The organism is Pseudomonas sp. D2002, assembly GCF_013385735.1.
In the GTDB taxonomy this organism is placed as follows: Bacteria; Pseudomonadota; Gammaproteobacteria; order Pseudomonadales; family Pseudomonadaceae; genus Aquipseudomonas.
In genome coordinates this window covers 465,807-482,829 of sequence record NZ_JACAPL010000003.1, presented here as the reverse complement: position 1 = coordinate 482,829, position 17,023 = coordinate 465,807, and the positions used below count along the sequence as shown (strand labels likewise).

The following is a 17,023-nucleotide window of genomic DNA, read 5'->3' as shown; positions in this document are numbered from 1 at the left end:
AGCGTGCGGGCCTAGAGCGGGCGGCGGCGAAAAGTCCTGCATGTGCGGCCAACCTCAATAAATACGGGGGTGCGGCCCAGTGGCGCAGATGAAAAGAGCCGTCTTTACTCCACCTGTCGGCCCCCGCCGATCCCCTCAGGAGAAATCAGATGAGCATCATGCGGACAGCTCTACCCTTGGTTCTGCTAACCGGAGTATTGACAGGTTGCGCAGGTTTGCAAAAAACCGACTGGCCCACCTGCGCAGCCGTCGGTGGTGTGACAGGCGCTGCGATTGGCGCCACTCAAAGTTCGGCGTACGCAGGTTATGGCGCGCTGTTGGTCGGCGGCATGGCCGGCGCCTATTGCTGGGTGCACGGCGATGGCGATGAGGATGGCGATGGCGTGCCGGACAGCCGCGACAAGTGCCCAGGCACGCCTAAAGGCGTGCAAGTGGATGCCAACGGTTGCCCACCGGTGCCGGTCGCAGCCGTGGTTGAGGAAGTCGTGGTCGTCAAGGAAGAAACCATCGTGATCCGCGATGTGCACTTCCAGTTCGACTCGGCCAACCTGACGGCAGCGGACAAGACCAAACTCGACATCATCGCCACGCGCTTGAAAAAAGAAGCCCCTGGCGCGCAATTGCGGGTCAGCGGGCATACCGACAGCGTCGGCAAAGACGCCTACAACCAGAAACTGTCGGAACGCCGCGCGCACTCGGTGACCGATTACCTGGTGAGTGCGGGCGTACCGCGCAGTAACTTTGTGTCGGTGGTCGGCGCGGGCGAAAGCCAGCCGGTGGCCGATAACAAAACCGCTGACGGCCGCGCCTTGAACCGCCGCGTGGAAATCAAAATCAACCGCTGACAGCCCATGCCCCTGTGGGAGCCACAGGGGCATTGCTGACGATCCTCGCCGAAACCGCCGACAAAACGCCCCTTTATCAAGTTTTTTCATCCTTCACTGGCAAATCGCCTGTAGAAGTCGTTACTGTGCGCCCAAAGAATAATAGGCAGGGGCATGCAGGATGAAGGTGTTTTGGGGGCTGGGTAAGTTTCTGACGTTGCTGTTTTGGGTTGTGGTGGTGGTCAATCTGTTCCGACCGCTCGCCAATCCGTTCCACCTGTTGGTCAGCCTGGCCGGCAGTCTGTTGTTTCTCACCCATCTGTTGGAGTTGCTGTTGTTCAACAGCAGCTTGAAATACCGTGCCCACCCCTGGCGTGACCGCTTGCAGATTCTGCTGGTGGGCATGTTCCATGTGCGGGGCCTGTCGGCGCCTGCTGCTATTGATGAAGTAAACAAGGAGGCCAATCATGCGTAAGGTTTTTCTGTTGGCCCTGTTGGTCAGCCCCATTGCCCTGGCTCAGACCGTCAGTGTTGAAACCAACTCGCTGATGCGCCTGCCCAGCAGTACCAGCGTGTTGCAGCTGGAGCGCCTGGATGTGGCGGACTACGGCACGTTGTTGGTGCCGGCGACGATCAGCCAAGTCACTGTGGACGAATTGCACTTGGGGCGTGAGGCGCGCATCGCTATCGCCCCCGGCAATACTGCGCTGCAATTGCAGGTGCGCAACGCGCAGCTGGAACATGGCAGTCAGATCACCTCGCGCGGTGCCCCCGGCACCCACGAAAGGCCGGCCAAAGCCGGGCGTGACCTGGTGCTGCGCATCAACGCGCTGACTGCCGACGAACTGTCGGTGGACGCGCGTGGCGGCGCCGGTGCCCAAGGCTATGCCGGGCTGGATGGCGCCAACGGCGTTGACCCAGGCTGCACCTGGGGTTCGGCGGGGCGTGGCGCGAATGGCGATAACGGCGGTGATGGCCTGCCAGGCGCGGCGGGCGCGACCGTGCGGGTCGAGCTGCCGCAGAGCTTCCCCGCTGAGCAGATCAAGGTCTGGGTGGATGGCGGGGCGGGCGGTTTGGCCGGCACGGCCGGTAAGCCGGGTAAAGGCGGGCAGTCCAAAGGCTGTTTGGTGTATCGCGCCGATGGCGGCGAGAAGGGCCGCCCAGGGCTGGAAGGGCAGCCGGGGCCGGCTGGGCCTGCGGGGGCTGTGACTATTCAGCGGCTTTGAGTCGACGGGTCTGACGCCATCGCGGGCAAGCCCGGCTCCCACATTTGGAATGCATTTGAATGTGGGAGCCGGGCTTGCCCGCGATGGCGGACTAAAGCTCGCCTCAGAACATCGGCCGAGCCGAAGCGATCGCCACCACCACCAACCCCACAATCAAATTAATCCCCACCAGTTTGCGTATCTGCCCCAGCGCAGCCGCACCCGCCGGCCAATCCTCAGCCGCCACCGCCGCACGCAATTGCGGGAACTTCAGCGCCTGGATACGGATAAACAGCGCCGTCATCACCAGATACAAGCCCATCATCACCTGCACATAACGCGGCGCGGTTTCAAAACCGCTGAAGCGCAATTGCAGCAGGCCGATGCCGCTGATCGGCAAAACCGCCACGGCGACCCACACCCACACGAAAAAACGTTGAAACACATTCGCCCACAACTTGAGCCGGGCAGGGCCCTCAAGTGCCGCCATGGCGGCGGGGCGCAGGATCATCCAGGCGAAAAACATACCGCCGACCCAAACCAGGGCGGCCAATACATGCAGGGTGTAAGCGAGGCTAAACGCGGTCATTGTGGTACTCCGTTCTGCGCGGGATTAATTAGCGGGGTATGATAGCGGCCGATCCGAACCACTGAAAATTTATCCAGCGTTTTTTGCGCCCGACTATCCATGATCAGCACTGAACTCAAAACCACGATCCAGGGCGCCTATTCGCGTTTTCTCGAAGCCAAGAGCTTGAAACCGCGCTACGGCCAACGCCTGATGATCGCCGAAGTGGCCAAAGTCCTCGGCGATATCGACACCGACGACGAAGGTCGGCGCAGTGGCGACCCGGCGGTCGTGGCCGTCGAGGCCGGCACCGGCACCGGCAAGACCGTGGCCTACAGCCTGGCCGCGATCCCGACCGCCAAGGCTGCCGGCAAGCGCCTGGTGATCGCCACCGCCACCGTCGCCCTGCAAGAGCAGATTGTCTACAAAGACCTGCCCGACCTGATGCGCAACAGCGGCCTGAACTTTACTTTCGCCCTGGCCAAGGGCCGTGGCCGTTACATGTGCCTGTCCAAGCTCGACGTGTTGTTGCAGGAAGGCCATGCGCAAACCGCCACCGCTTCGCTGTTCGAAGAAGAAGGCTTCAAGATCGAAGTAGATGAAGTCAGCCAAAAGCTGTTTACCAGCATGATCGAGAAGCTCGCCGGCAATAAATGGGACGGCGACCGCGACAGCTGGCCTACCGCGCTGGAAGATTCCGATTGGGCGCGCCTGACCACCGACCACAGCCAATGCACCAACCGCCATTGCCCCAACTTCGGCCAGTGCGCTTTTTACAAAGCCCGCGAAGGCATGGGCAAGGTCGACGTGATCGTCACCAACCACGACATGGTCCTGGCTGACCTGGCCCTGGGCGGCGGCGCCGTGTTGCCGGACCCGCGTGACACGCTTTACGTGTTCGACGAAGGCCACCACTTGCCGGACAAGGCCATCGGCCATTTCGCCCACTACACGCGCCTGCGCTCCACCGCCGACTGGCTGGAAACCACCGCCAAGAACCTCACCAAATTGCTCGCCCAGCACCCACTGCCCGGCGATCTGGGCAAGCTGATCGAACAGGTGCCGGAGCTGGCGCGTGAGATCAAGACCCAGCAGCAGTTCATGTTCAGCGCCTGCGAACAGGTCGCCGACTTCAAGCCCGGCGAAGACGTGGAAGGCCGTGAGCGGCCGCGTCACCGCTTTGTCGGCGGGCTGATCCCCGAGCACATGCGTGAAATGGGCATTGAGCTGAAGAAAGGCTTTTCACGCCTGACCGACCTGTTCACCCGCCTCACCGACCTGCTCAAGGAAGGCATGGACGGTGAGGTCAATATCGGCATCGCCAGCAATCAGGCCGAGGAATGGTATCCGCTGTTCGGCAGCCTGTTGTCGCGCTCCCAGGGTAACTGGGAGCTGTGGACGGCCTTCACCGTCGAAGACCCGGAAGACAACCCGCCGATGGCGCGTTGGTTGACCCTGTCGGAAAGCGGTGCGCTGTTTGATATTGAGGTCAACGCCAGCCCGATCCTGGCCGCCGAAATGCTGCGCCGCAACCTGTGGAACGTGGCCTACGGCTGCCTGGTGACCTCGGCGACGCTGACGGCCCTGGGCACTTTCGATCGCTTCCGCATGCGTGCCGGCTTGCCGAAAAAAGCCGTTACGGCGGTGGTGCCGAGCCCGTTCCATCACGCCGACGCCGGCGTACTGCGCGTGCCGGACCTCAAGGCCGACCCGCGCGACGCAGCGGCGCACACCGCAGCGATCATCCGCGACCTGCCGGAGCTGGTCGAAGGCTCGCGCGGCACCCTGGTGTTGTTCTCCTCGCGCAAACAGATGCAGGACGTGTTCGACGGCCTCGACCGCGACTGGCGCAAGCAGGTGTTTATCCAGGGCAACCTGTCCAAGCAGGAAACCCTCAACAAGCACAAGGCGCGCGTCGATGGCGGCGATTCCAGCGTGTTGTTCGGCCTGGCAAGTTTTGCCGAAGGCGTGGACTTGCCGGGTGCCTACTGCGAACACGTGGTGATCGCCAAGATCCCGTTCTCGGTGCCGGATGATCCGGTCGAGGCGGCTTTGGCCGAGTGGATCGAAGCCCGTGGCGGTAACCCGTTCATGGAAATCTCGGTGCCGGATGCTTCCTTGAAGCTGGTCCAGGCCTGCGGTCGCTTGCTGCGCACCGAAGAAGACCGGGGCACCATCACCTTGCTCGACCGCCGTTTGGTCACGCAGCGCTATGGCAAAGCTATCCTGAATGCTTTGCCGCCTTTCAGGCGCGAAATTTCTTAAGCCACCGTGGGCGAATTCGCCCACTTCGTGGTCTATCTCACTGCCAACGCTTTACGTCATCAGGCCAGTCACCGGCCGTTTGGGAGAACCTTGTTCGTATGATTCGCACGCTGCCCGCTCTTTTTGCTCTGCTGTTCGCCGCACCCTTGATGGCCGCGCCTGCCGGGCAACAAACGCTGTTCAACTTCGTCCGGCCTGCCGATGTGGTCAAGGTGGCGACCCAGGACGCCAGCCTGCCGCAATACAACGCCGAACAAACCCCTGAAGGTGAGGTGCTGCGCCGCATCACGTTCAACCCGGCAGCCGAACCGAGCCTGGTGCTCAGCCCGCAGACCGGCGTGTGGGACTGGTCGCAGTCCGGCGCCATCAGCCTGCGTATCCAGAGTGCCATGGACTGGGCGTTGACCCTCTACGTCAAGGTGCAGAGCACCGACGGCAAAACCCTGGTCAGCCGCATCGACCTGCCGGCCGGCCCGGCCCAGACCCTGGTGATTCCGTTGCAAGCCAACTCGCCGCTGAGCCAGGGCATGAAGGCCGGCCCGCCGATGCCGATCACCGTGGATGGCCAGCGCGTATTGCTGGCCGGCAGCGCCGGGGAAATCGACCGCAGCCAGGTGGCGTCTGTGACGCTGTCGATGCTCAAGCCAAATGCCGCCCAAAGCATCCTGCTGGAGCGTTTTGGCGTGCAGGACAGCGAGCCGGTGCTGAAAGCGGCCTACAGCGAACTGGTGGATGCCTATGGCCAGTCCACCCGCGCGCGCTGGCCGGAAAAAGTCAGCAGCGACGACCAGCTCAAAGCCGCCGCCGCCAAGGAGCAACAGCAGCTCAAAGGCTGGTTGGCTGAGCGCAACAAATCTTCCCTGGATCAATATGGCGGCTGGAACAAAGGCCCGGCGTTCGAAGCCAGCGGCTTTTTCCGTACCGAGAAGCGCGACGGCCGCTGGTACTTGGTGACGCCGGAAGGCCATCCCTTCTATTCCCTGGGGGTTAACACGGTTGCGCCGGATAACAACCAGACCTATGTGGCCGGGCGCGAGTGGATGTTCGCCGCATTGCCCAAGGCAGGCGAGCCGTTCGACAAGTATTACGGCAGCAACGACAACCGAGGCGGCAACGGCGCCGATCAGGGCCGGGGCTATAATGTGGGGCGTTGGTACGACTTCTATGGCGCCAACCTGCAGCGCACCTATGGCACCGAAGGTTTCGACCAGAAACGCTGGGTCACACACACCCTCGACCGCCTCCAGGCCTGGGGTTTCAACACCGTGGGCAACTGGAGCGACGAGAGCCTCGCCAGCGCCGACCGCGTGCCGTACACCTTGCCGCTGTCGATTGTCGGCGACTACGCCAGCATCAGCACCGGCACCGACTGGTGGGGCGGCATGCCTGACCCGTTCGACCCGCGTTTTGCCATGGCCACCGAGCGCGCCGTGGCGATTGCTGCCCGCGATCACCGCGATGACCCGTGGCTGATCGGCTTCTTTGCCGACAACGAGCTGGCCTGGGCCGGCCCTGGCGACGATGCAAAATCCCGTTACGCCTTGGCCTACGGCACGCTGCGCATGACCACCGACGTACCGGCCAAGCGCGCGTTTCTCAAGCAACTGCGCGACAAGTACCGCAACGAAGAAGGCCTGTCGAAGGCCTGGGGCATTCACTTGGCGGGCTGGGAGCTGATGGAAGACCCAGGCTTCGAGCCGCCAATGCCAAGCCCCGAGCACCCGGAAATCGAAGCTGACTTCAAATACTTCCAGAAGACCTTCGCCGATGCCTATTTCAAGACCATTTCCGACTCCTTGAAGTGGCACGCGCCCAACCAGCTGTTGCTGGGCGGTCGTTATGCCGTGAGCACCCCGGAAGCCGTGGCCTCCTGCGCGCAGTATTGCGATGTGCTGAGCTTCAACATGTACACCCTCAAGCCCCAGGACGGTTATGACTTCGCCGCCCTGCGCGCGCTGGATAAACCGGTGCTGATCACCGAGTTCAACTTTGGCTCTTCCGACCGTGGCCCGTTCTGGGGCGGCGTGACCCAGTTGGCCAAGGAAGAAGACCGTGGCGTGGCCTACGGTAACTTCCTCAAGCAGGCCATGGCCGAGCCGTCGATTGTCGGCGTGCACTGGTTCCAGTACCTGGACCAGCCGGTGACCGGCCGTTTGCTGGACGGTGAGAACGGTCACTTCGGCCTTGTCGGCATTACCGACGTGCCGTTCCAGGGCTTTGTCGACAGCGTGCGTAAAAGCAACCTGGCGACAGTCGATCAGTTGGGTAAAGAGGCGGAAAAGGCCAAGGCGGCCAGCGTGGTTCGCGAGAACGAAGCCGGCAAGGGCGGGCATGAAGGCAAAGGCGCAGGCCAGGGCGCCGGACACGCCGGTGGGCACTCTGGAAATGGCCATTGATTCATCGTTGACGGGTTCACAAAACCCCTAATGACTGGAACAATGTCGGCCACTTCCTACAGTGTTGTTCAAGGCGGATCAGGTGCAGATTCAGGGTCATTACGAGCTCCAGTTCGAAGCGGTACGTGAAGCGTTTGCCGCGCTGTTCGATGACCCGCAGGAGCGTGGTGCCGGGCTATGTATCCAGATCGGCGGCGAAACCGTCGTCGACCTGTGGGCCGGCACTGCGGACAAGGACGGTGCCGAAGCCTGGCACAGCGACACTATCGTTAACCTGTTCTCCTGCACCAAGACCTTCACCGCCGTCACGGCCCTGCAATTGGTGGCCGAAGGCAAGTTGCAACTCGACGTGCCCGTGGCTGACTACTGGCCCGAGTTCGCGGCAGCGGGTAAAGAAGCCATCACCCTGCGTCAGTTGCTCTGCCACCAGGCCGGGCTGCCGGCAATCCGCGAGATGCTGCCGACTGAAGCCCTGTACGACTGGCAATTGATGGTCGACACCCTGGCAGCCGAGGCACCGTGGTGGACGCCGGGCCAAGGGCATGGCTACGAGGCCATCACTTACGGCTGGCTGGTCGGTGAATTGCTGCGCCGCGCCGATGGGCGCGGGCCGGGTGAGTCGATCGTCGCACGGGTTGCGCGGCCGTTGGGCCTGGACTTTCACGTGGGGCTGGCAGATGAAGAGTTTTATCGTGTTGCACATATAGCGCGCAGCAAAGGCAATATGGGCGACGAAGCCGCTCAACGCTTATTGCAAGTAATGATGCGTGAACCTGCCGCTATGACTACACGGGCATTTGCCAACCCACCGTCTATTCTGACCAGCACTAATAAGCCCGAATGGCGGCGCATGCAGCAGCCGGCGGCAAATGGTCACGGTAATGCGCGCAGCCTGGCGGGTTTTTATAGCGGATTGTTGGACGGTAGTTTGCTGGAAAGCGACATGCTGGAACAATTGACCCGCGAACACAGTATCGGGCCGGATAAAACCTTATTGACCCAAACCCGCTTCGGCTTGGGCTGCATGCTGGATCAACCGCAATTGCCCAATGCCACGTTCGGCCTTGGCCCACGTGCGTTTGGTCACCCTGGTGCCGGTGGTTCGGTGGGGTTTGCCGACCCTGAACATGATGTAGCATTCGGTTTCGTGACTAATACACTGGGGCCTTACGTACTTATGGACCCGCGTGCACAGAAGTTGGTCGGAATATTGGCCGGTTGTCTGTAAAGAGCTTGCTGTTTTGCGTTTTTTTGTTACAAAGGCGGCTATACAAAATCTAAGCAGAAGGCGCTGAACGAAATTTTGTAACTTTAATGTTCTGTAAGCGTCTGTTTAACGGGTCAACCAGGCCCTCCGGTTTTTTCTCATTTTGTGGATATCTCATGTTATCGAACAAGTCCTTGGCACTGGCGCTGTGCCTCACTATTACTGGCTGCGCACAAACTCCACAAAATGATGCTGAGGGTGGGCATTGGTGGCAATTTGGGTCTGATAAGGCTGCTACCAAGGACGCAGTGACTCAAACCGACGCCAAGCCTGATGCAAAACCTGCCGCTGGCGCCAAGCCCGCCGCGCCGGTAACTGCTGCTGCTGCGCCTGCTCCCGCTGCCGCACCTGCCCCGGTCGCCAAGGCTGACACCGGCTTCAACTGGTGGCCGTTCTCCTCCAAGACCGCCGACGAAAAGGCGGCGGATGCCAAGGCTGACCTGAAAGCCGACCTCAAGGCGGCAACCCCTGCTTCCACGCCTGACGCTGCGCCTGCTGTGGCCAAGACCGACACCGAGACCAAATGGTGGTGGCCGTTCGAAAGCAAGCCAAAGTCATTGGCAAAGGTCGACGTGACCAACGTGCCGATGCCAGACCCGAAAGTCACCCAAGCCTGGCTGGATGACTATGAGCCGCGCCTGCGCGCCGCCATCAAGGACAGCAACCTGCAACTGGAGCGTCGCGAGAACGTACTGGTTGTGATCGCACCGGTTGATGGCTCCTACAACCCAAAACGTCCAGGGATGCTGCTGCCAGTGACCCTGGGCCCGTTCACCCGCGTTGCCAAGGCGGTTGAAGGCGATCCGAAAACTGCCGTGCTGGTACTCGGCCACGTCGACACCAATGGTGCCGAACCTGCGAGCCAGGCGTTGACGCGTGAGCGCGCGCAATCCATCGCGTCGATTTTCAGCCTCAGCGGCTTGAAGCAGGATCGCCTGATGATGCGTGGCATGGGCGACCTTATGCCGCGTGCCGCCAACGACAGCAATCAGGGGCGTGCGCTGAACCGTCGCATGGAAATCATGTTCACTCAGCGTACAACGATGTTGGCCCTGCTGAGCAAGTACAACTCGGGCAAGCCACCGGTTGCTGATATGGTCGCCGTGCAAACAGCACCAGCCCCCGTGCCTGCTCCGGCTGCGAAAAAGGCAGTACCTGCGAAAAAGGCCCCGGCCAAGAAGGCCGCTGCCAAGCCTGTTGCGAAAAAAGCCGCCGCCAAACCGGCCGCGAAAAAAGCCGCACCTAAGGCTGACGCAGCCGCTGCAAACGACCAGGCGAAAAACTGATCTGCTGAACCAGAAGGATAAAGCCGCATGACCCAGGCACTGGCCGATATGCGCCGTGACTACACACGGGACGGTTTGAGCGAGGCCCAGGCCCCGGGCGAGCCGTTTGCGTTGTTCCACCAGTGGTTTGCCGACGCGGTGAAAACCGAGCAGCCCCCGGTGGAGGCCAATGCCATGACCTTGGCCACGGTCGACCAGGACGGTCGTCCGCACTGTCGCATCCTGCTGCTCAAAGGCTTGGATACACAGGGCTTTACCTTCTTCACCAATTATCAGAGTGCCAAGGGCGAACAGCTCGCGGCACGGCCTTTTGCAGCCATGACGTTCTTCTGGCCGACCCTGGAGCGCCAGGTGCGCATCGAAGGGCGGGTGGTCAAGGTCACGCCGGAGGAGTCGGACGCTTATTATCAGGTCCGTCCTTTGGGCAGCCGCCTTGGGGCTTGGGCATCACCGCAGAGTCAGGTCATTCGTGACCGCGAAGAGCTGCAGGACTTGCTCAAGGCCACTGAGCAGCGTTTCAGCGATACCCAACCCGACTGCCCTGAGCATTGGGGCGGTTATCGCCTGCTGCCTGAGCGCATGGAGTTCTGGCAAGGCCGCGCCAGCCGCCTGCATGACCGCCTGAACTATCGCCTGCAAAACGGCGAGTGGACCCGTGAGCGCCTGGCGCCCTGAGTCTCACCTTTCGTCACTTCTCCTGAATGTGCCTGCCGCACTGAAGTCTCTACTCAAGAGGCTTCGGCGTGTGCTGTTGGACGACTACAATCAACGGGTCCGTGACATTCTTTGGAACAAGAATTCAGCTACCGTTCGTCGAGTTTTCTGGTGCTGGTAGTCTGTACTAAGGCTGAATGAAAGGAATTTTCTGACGTGCTTGCCGTGACAGGCGCCAAGCTGCGGCGTCTAATGAATACCTGTCCTTTGGAGTTGATGCTATGCGTAAGTCCGTTTTACTAGTTGCCTGCTTTACCACCCTGTCGTTGCTGTTGGGTGGCTGCGCCTCGAGTCTGACCGGCGACTCGTACTCCCGTGACGAGGCGCGCCGTGTACAGACCGTTCGCATGGGCACCATTGAATCCCTGCGTCCGGTGAAAATCGAAGGCACCAAGACCCCAATCGGCGGCGCTGCTGGCGCAGTTATCGGCGGTGTTGGCGGCAGCGCCATCGGCGGCGGCCGTGGCAGTATCGTTACTGCTGTGATTGGCGCCGTAGCCGGCGGCCTGCTGGGTTCGGCCACCGAAGAAGGCCTGACCCGTACCCAAGGCGTGGAAATCACCGTTCGCGAAGACGACGGCAGCATGCGCGCCTACGTCCAGGCGGTTGAAGAGAACGAAATCTTCCGCATCGGCGACCGCGTCCGCATCATGACCGTTAACGGCACCAGCCGCGTTACGCGTTAAGCAATGGTTGTAGAAACACAAAACCCCAACCGGGTGACCGGTTGGGGTTTTTTGGTTTTTACCGTTTGGGAGTGCCTATAAATTTCTAGCTCTATTCTGTCGGACACCGCTGTTCCATTGCACGATCCACTAACAGTCCCGCCAGTTCGAGTAGCTGCCCAATGGCTAGCAATTGGCTGCGTAGTTTTCCGTCCGTTGTTTCTGCTAAATCAGAAGTCAGCCCGCTTGCGCCTATCAGAGTTTCATATGCATTTACTAACAAGGACTCTATGTCGGCGGCTGAGTTAATCGAAAACAGTGGTTCGTAGCCATTGGGTGGCGCAGTGTCTGGCTCAGAATGATTGGCAGTGCGGCTTGCTTGTGCCAATAGCTGTGCAGTGTCTAGCGGAGGTGGATTCGGTGTGACCTTGTACATGGGTAAGTCTCCAAGTTTGGCTGGAACTGCCCCTGATCGCCGCGACGCGATGGAAGGTGGCAGCTGTACGCAGGTTCGCGGACCGAGAACTTGGAACTCGGCATACCCGAAGGTATCCCGCGCACAGCTGCCATAACACGAGACGTCAGTCACAGGATTGGCTGACGAAAACAGCTGGCAATTATGCATCAAGTTAACAGGCCGCGACGCCTGATCGCTGAGTGTCAGCGAATGGAGGAAGACTAGTGAGTCATTTGCTGCAAGGCAATCCCGGCGAACCGTGGGAAATTTCTGATGGGTTTCCCTGGTAGCGCAAAAAACGCAGGCAATAAAAAACCGCCTTAGTAGGGCGGTTTTTTATCGCAAGCCTGATTTTTGCTGGGCTCGCATACTCACAGGACGCGATGACATGAGCGAAATACTATCGTCGCTTAAGGTGTGGCGCAACCCGCTGCGATGAGCGGCGACCACCGTTTATGTGAGTTTTATTGTCTGCACTGTCCGCAAAAATTGGAAATAAACTTTAAGAGTTATCAAGGGGGTTCGACCGCGCCTGGTCACACCTTCGAGCGGATGCTCAGTTAGTATCGCCGTCGTTCCACGCGCATTACTTTGCAGGCTGGCTGGGCCATTGCCCAATTTTTGGACCGACCGCCACGGGCTAGTAATCCGTGCCGGATTCATGCGGAAGGCCCACCAACCCAGCCACCTCATAGGACGCGGTGACAGCATCCGAAGGCTCACATGTTCCGGTAAGTGCGCTGGAGGTAAGGCCCAGCTCATGGAGGGCCGAGTATGTCGAAGTTTGTACGACGTACGTGGAACCTCGTAGTGAATGCCCTGCGTGTTTATCACGTATGGGTATTCCTGCGGGATAGCTTCGATGACCTTTAAGGTCTGAGAAGTGGAGCCGCCTCGGCTTGAACCGAGGCGGCTTTTTGGTTTTTAACCTTTCACCTCAAACCTGAAAGTGCTTCACCATCGTGTTCAACTCATGCGCCAGGCTGGCCAGCGATTGCGAGGCCGCAGTCGTTTGGGTCGAGCCTTCCGCCGACTGAATCGACAACTGCTGGATGTTCAGCAAGTTCCGATCAACCGCCCGGGCAACGTCGGCTTGTTCAGCTGCCGCCGTGGTAATCACCAGGTTGCGGCCGTTGATCTCATCGTTGGCCGCCAGGATGTCCGCCAATGCCTGTTGCGCCAGCTCGGCCAGGCCCAGGGTTTGCTGGGTCATGGAACTGCTGTCGAGCATGGTGTTGACGGTGCTGGCGGTGTTGGTCTGGATGCTGCCGATCATCTGCTCGATTTCTTGCGTTGATTGGGCAGTGCGATGGGCCAGTGCACGCACCTCGTCAGCGACCACCGCAAAACCTCGCCCGGCTTCACCGGCGCGTGCAGCTTCGATGGCGGCGTTCAGTGCCAACAGGTTGGTTTGCTCGGCAATGGTACGGATCACATCGAGTACCTTGCCGATCCCCTTGGCCTGCTCGGCAAGGCCGCCGACTTGACCCGAGCTGACTTCAACCCCACGGGTCAGCGCCTGGATCGAGTTCAACGCCTCGACCATGCGCTGCTGGCCTTTCAAGGCGATGCTGCGCGACTCTTGGGAAAGGTCGGAGGTCGATGCCGCGTTCCGTGCGACCTCTTCAATTGCGGTGGTCATTTCAGTGACGGCGGTGGCGGCTTGTTCAATCTCGGCGTGCTGCTGTTGCAAGTCCCGGCTACCCTCGGCGGTTACCGCATTCAGTTGTTCTGCCGCCGCGGCCAATTGGCTGGATGAACCGGTAATTTGCCGCAGGGTCTGCACCAGGTTGTTACGCATGGTTTCTTGCGCCCGCAGCAGGCGCGTGGCTTCGTCGTTGCCCGTCGGGTTGATGGGCTGAGTGAGGTCGCCCCGGGCAATGGTTTCGGCCACCTGCACCGCTTCAATGATGGGACCGGTAATGCTGCGGGTCAGCAGCCAGGCCACCAGCACCGTGCCACCGCTCACCAGCAGAATAACGAGGGTGATACCGCCCACGGCATGTTGGTAAGCGGCGTCGGAGGTCTGGCCGGCTTGCTCGGCGCCTTTGTTGGCCAGATCTATCAGCTGATCGAAGTTCTTGGTCATCTGCTCATAGCTTTCTCGAATACTGTTGAGAAAGTCGCGGGCGCCGGCTTTGTCGCCTGAGCGTGAGCGTTTGAGCATTTCGGTGTGGTTCTTCGCATACCCCTCGAGGCTTAGGTTGAATACATCGAGACGCGATTTTTCCTCTGGCGTGCGCAGCAGCGCAGCATATTGAGCCAGCTGTTCCTTGACACTTTTCAGGCGGCCTGCGGATTTGTCTTCGTAGGTCTGCATGTCGGCATCGCTGGACGACAGGATGTGCGCCATCTCGCCCAAGCGATAACGGTCCAGCGAAGCGTTGGCCAGGGCCAGGATCCTGACGCGCTGCATCCAGTTATTCTGAATGTCGGCCGCCTGGGACTGGACTTCACCGATCTGCTTCAGGGCGAACAGCCCGAGAAACACACTCAGCGACGCAATAGCGGCGAAGCCGATGAAGGCTCTGGCTGCGATTCTTATATTTCTCAGGAACATGGGATTTTCGCTCGGGCTGGAAACGCGTTGGGGAGCAGTGTCGGGCGGGTGTTCCTGGCCGGAACAGATGGCTCGCCACACTCACTAGTCGGCGGCTGGCAGAAAGTCTTTAGGCAATTGCGGTAAGTGTCATCTTCAGCAAAAGAAAACCCCCAACCAGGCGACCAGTTGGGGGTTTTTGTGGGGCTTTCAGCGCGTTCAGGCTTTCTTGCGACTGGCCATCGCCGTCACCGCATAACCAATACACGCCGCCAGGATCGACCCGGTGAGGATCCCCATTCGATCCTCGCCGGCGAACTCACTGGCGCCCGGCACAAAGGCCAGCGAGCCGACAAACAGGCTCATGGTGAAGCCGATGCCGCACAGGATCGCCACACCAAACACCTGGCCCCAGTTCGCGCCGCTGGGCAGCGCTGCAAGGCCGGTCTTGATCGCAAGCCAGGTGAGGCCGAACACGCCGACGGTCTTGCCGATCAGCAGGCCGGCGGCGATGCCCATGGGCACATGGTGGGTGAAGCTTTCCAGGCTCACGCCGGTCAGGGACACGCCCGCATTGGCAAACGCGAACAACGGCAGGATGGCGTAGGCCACCCACGGGTGCAGGGCGTGTTCCAGCGTCATCAGCGGCGACGGCTCGGCATTTTTGGTGCGCATCGGGATGCAGAAGGCCAGTGTCACGCCGGCCAGCGTGGCGTGCACGCCACTCTTGAGCACACACACCCACAGGATCAGGCCGATGATCAAATACGGCCCCAGCTTGATCACGCCCAGGCGGTTCATCGCGATCAAGGCAACCAAACAGGCGCCTGCACCCGCGAGTGCGGCACCCGACAAGTCGGCTGAATAGAACACGGCGATGACGATGATTGCACCAAGGTCATCGATGATGGCCAAGGTCATCAGGAACAGTTTCAGCGACACCGGCACGCGCTTGCCCAGCAGGGCCAGAACGCCGAGCGCAAAGGCAATATCGGTGGCCATGGGGATCGCCCAGCCGGACAGCGCGGCAGGGTAGTCCTTGTTGATCGCCCAGTAGATCAGCGCCGGCACCACCATGCCGCCAATCGCTGCGGCGCCCGGTAACACCACTTGCGAGGGCTTGGACAGGTGGCCGTCGAGCAGCTCGCGTTTCACCTCCAGGCCAATCAACAGGAAGAACAGGGCCATCAGGCCGTCGTTGATCCACAGCAGCGCGGGCTTGGCGATTTTCAGCGCGCCGATCTGTGCCACCACCGGTACGTCGAGAAATGCGTTGTACAGGTGCGACAACGGTGAGTTGTTGATGATCAGCGCCAAGGCGGCAGCGGCGATCAACAACAGACCGCTGGCGGCTTCCAGTTGGAAGAAACGGGTGAAAGTGCTACGCAGAGGCAAGGGATGCTCTCCAATCAAGGTTCAATAGGTGGCTACCCTAACCCGTACCGTTAGTTGTTAAAACAAAAGTTATATTCTTATTTGTTATAAGCGGCTGGCAGAGTTGGCGTCGCGCTTGAGCCTAGCAATTGTGTGTCTAATTGAGACGTCACTGTATCTGTGTGCAGTGTAGGAAACCCCCTAAAATCGGGGCTGAAATCTTCAGAGACGCACCTCATGAGCGACCACCGTACCTGGGCCCGCGAAGCCATTCGTATTATTGAAGCGGACTTTCAGCGCAGCGCCGACACGCACCTCATCCCTTTGGCATTGCCGGGGCTGCCGGGTATCGAGTTGTACTTCAAGGATGAGTCCAGCCACCCGACAGGCAGCCTCAAGCATCGCCTTGCCCGTTCACTGTTCCTGTATGCCTTGTGTAACGGCTGGCTCAAACCGGGCGCCCCGGTGATCGAGGCGTCCAGCGGTTCCACAGCGGTTTCGGAGGCGTACTTTGCGCGTTTGCTCGGTCTGCCGTTTATTGCGGTGATGCCGGCCACGACGTCCCAGGCGAAGATCGACCAGATCGCTTTCTACGGCGGCAAGAGCCATCTGGTGAAGGATCCGACGCAGATTTACACCGAATCCGAACGGCTGGCGAAGGAAAGTGGCGGTCACTTCATGGACCAATTTACCTACGCCGAGCGTGCGACGGACTGGCGGGCGAACAACAACATTGCCGAGTCGATCTTCCAGCAAATGCGTTTTGAGCATTACCCCGAGCCGAGCTGGCTGATTTCCAGCCCCGGCACTGGCGGCACCACGGCAACCTTGGGCCGCTATGTGCGTTATCGCCAGCATTGCACGCGCGTGTTGTGTGCCGACGCCGAGCGTTCGGTGTTCTTCGATTACTACCAAACCGGCGACGCGAGTTTGCGCCTGGATTGCGGCTCGCGGATCGAAGGAATCGGCAGGCCTCGGGTTGAGGCGTCGTTTTTGCCCAAGGTGATCGATGCGATGGTCAAGGTGCCGGACGCGCTGTCACTGGCGGCCATGCATTACCTGGCCGAACGGCTGGGGCGGCGGGTCGGCGGGTCCAGCGGGACCAACCTGATTGGCGCCTTGGTGGCCGCGCAGCAGATGAAAGCGGCCGGGGAGTCGGGGTCGATCGTGGCGATTTTGTGTGATGGGGGCGAGCGGTATGCCAGCACTTATTACGATCAGGCGTGGTTAGCGGGGCAGGGCTATCAGTTGGACGGGTTGGTCGCCGCGGTGGCGGCCAGTGTGGAGCGGGGCGAGCCGTTGCCGGAAAGCGTTTTACGCGCCAACATCTGAAACACCGCAAAACCAAACGTGGGAGCGGGCTTGCTCGCGAAAGCGGACTGCCAGTCGATAAATCATCAACTGAACCACCGCTTTCGCGAGCAAGCCCGCTCCCACACTGGAACTGCGGTATTTTCAGGGGC

The 17,023-nt window shown here is 60.5% G+C and carries 14 protein-coding genes and 1 pseudogene; 10 read left to right on the top strand and 5 right to left on the bottom strand.

Annotated elements, in window-relative coordinates:
• The first annotated feature begins 149 nt into the window (after positions 1-149).
• The 3 genes from HX783_RS05530 to HX783_RS05520 all read left to right on the top strand — a co-directional run bounded on the left by HX783_RS05530 (position 150) and on the right by HX783_RS05520 (position 2,050).
• Positions 150-845, top strand: a complete 696-nt coding sequence (locus HX783_RS05530) for an OmpA family protein (protein WP_177016236.1) — start codon at positions 150-152, stop codon at positions 843-845.
• Positions 846-1,005: 160 nt separating this feature from the next.
• Entirely contained in the window at positions 1,006-1,299 is a 294-nt protein-coding gene (locus HX783_RS05525) for a DUF1145 domain-containing protein (protein ID WP_159954697.1), read from the top strand.
• Positions 1,292-2,050 (top strand): collagen-like protein, encoded by a 759-nt coding sequence (locus HX783_RS05520; RefSeq protein WP_177016235.1) that lies wholly within the window; start codon positions 1,292-1,294, stop codon positions 2,048-2,050. Before HX783_RS05525 ends, HX783_RS05520 begins: the two co-directional genes overlap by 8 nt.
• 103 nt (positions 2,051-2,153) lie before the next feature.
• Here HX783_RS05520 and HX783_RS05515 read toward each other — a convergent pair whose 3' ends face one another.
• Positions 2,154-2,618, bottom strand: coding sequence for a CopD family protein (locus tag HX783_RS05515; RefSeq protein WP_159954699.1), 465 nt, complete (start codon positions 2,616-2,618; stop codon positions 2,154-2,156).
• A gap of 99 nt (positions 2,619-2,717) precedes the next feature.
• On the opposite strand from HX783_RS05515, the gene dinG reads away from it, so the two are divergent.
• The 6 genes from dinG to HX783_RS05485 all read left to right on the top strand — a co-directional run bounded on the left by dinG (position 2,718) and on the right by HX783_RS05485 (position 11,211).
• A complete protein-coding gene (gene dinG / locus HX783_RS05510) occupies positions 2,718-4,862 on the top strand; it encodes an ATP-dependent DNA helicase DinG (protein ID WP_159954700.1) in 2,145 nt (714 codons plus the stop codon).
• A 98-nt stretch (positions 4,863-4,960) separates the two neighbouring features.
• Complete coding sequence (locus HX783_RS05505) at positions 4,961-7,258, top strand: beta-galactosidase (RefSeq protein WP_177016234.1); 2,298 nt, start codon at positions 4,961-4,963, stop codon at positions 7,256-7,258.
• 82 nt (positions 7,259-7,340) lie between these two features.
• Positions 7,341-8,486: a serine hydrolase domain-containing protein gene (locus HX783_RS05500; RefSeq protein ID WP_177016233.1), complete on the top strand. Its 1,146-nt coding sequence runs from the start codon at positions 7,341-7,343 to the stop codon at positions 8,484-8,486.
• Between the two features lie 155 nt (positions 8,487-8,641).
• Complete coding sequence (locus HX783_RS05495; protein ID WP_177016232.1) at positions 8,642-9,811, top strand: OmpA family protein; 1,170 nt, start codon at positions 8,642-8,644, stop codon at positions 9,809-9,811.
• A 27-nt stretch (positions 9,812-9,838) separates the two neighbouring features.
• Positions 9,839-10,486 carry a pyridoxamine 5'-phosphate oxidase gene (pdxH, locus tag HX783_RS05490; RefSeq protein WP_177016231.1) on the top strand — a complete coding sequence of 216 codons (648 nt, stop codon included), beginning with the start codon at positions 9,839-9,841 and terminating at the stop codon, positions 10,484-10,486.
• 260 nt (positions 10,487-10,746) lie between these two features.
• Complete coding sequence (locus tag HX783_RS05485; protein WP_056857494.1) at positions 10,747-11,211, top strand: glycine zipper 2TM domain-containing protein; 465 nt, start codon at positions 10,747-10,749, stop codon at positions 11,209-11,211.
• Between the two features lie 91 nt (positions 11,212-11,302).
• Here the strand turns inward: HX783_RS05485 and HX783_RS29905 are convergent, their stop codons facing one another.
• The 4 genes and pseudogenes from HX783_RS29905 to nhaA all read right to left on the bottom strand — a co-directional run bounded on the left by HX783_RS29905 (position 11,303) and on the right by nhaA (position 15,581).
• Positions 11,303-11,626: a DUF6124 family protein gene (locus tag HX783_RS29905; RefSeq protein ID WP_256347109.1), complete on the bottom strand. Its 324-nt coding sequence runs from the start codon at positions 11,624-11,626 to the stop codon at positions 11,303-11,305.
• A gap of 958 nt (positions 11,627-12,584) precedes the next feature.
• On the bottom strand, positions 12,585-13,448 hold the full coding sequence (locus HX783_RS30190) for a methyl-accepting chemotaxis protein (protein WP_371317661.1): 864 nt from the start codon (positions 13,446-13,448) through the stop codon (positions 12,585-12,587).
• Positions 13,443-14,207: pseudogene (locus HX783_RS30185) on the bottom strand (MCP four helix bundle domain-containing protein); the annotation flags it as partial. The gene HX783_RS30190 and the pseudogene HX783_RS30185, both read right to left, overlap by 6 nt.
• Before the next feature lie 198 nt (positions 14,208-14,405).
• Positions 14,406-15,581 (bottom strand): Na+/H+ antiporter NhaA, encoded by a 1,176-nt coding sequence (gene nhaA / locus HX783_RS05475; protein WP_177016229.1) that lies wholly within the window; start codon positions 15,579-15,581, stop codon positions 14,406-14,408.
• A 216-nt stretch (positions 15,582-15,797) separates the two neighbouring features.
• Here nhaA and HX783_RS05470 point away from each other — a divergent pair, with 216 nt between their 5' ends.
• Positions 15,798-16,892 (top strand): PLP-dependent cysteine synthase family protein, encoded by a 1,095-nt coding sequence (locus HX783_RS05470; protein WP_177016228.1) that lies wholly within the window; start codon positions 15,798-15,800, stop codon positions 16,890-16,892.
• Positions 16,893-17,023: the final 131 nt, after the last annotated feature.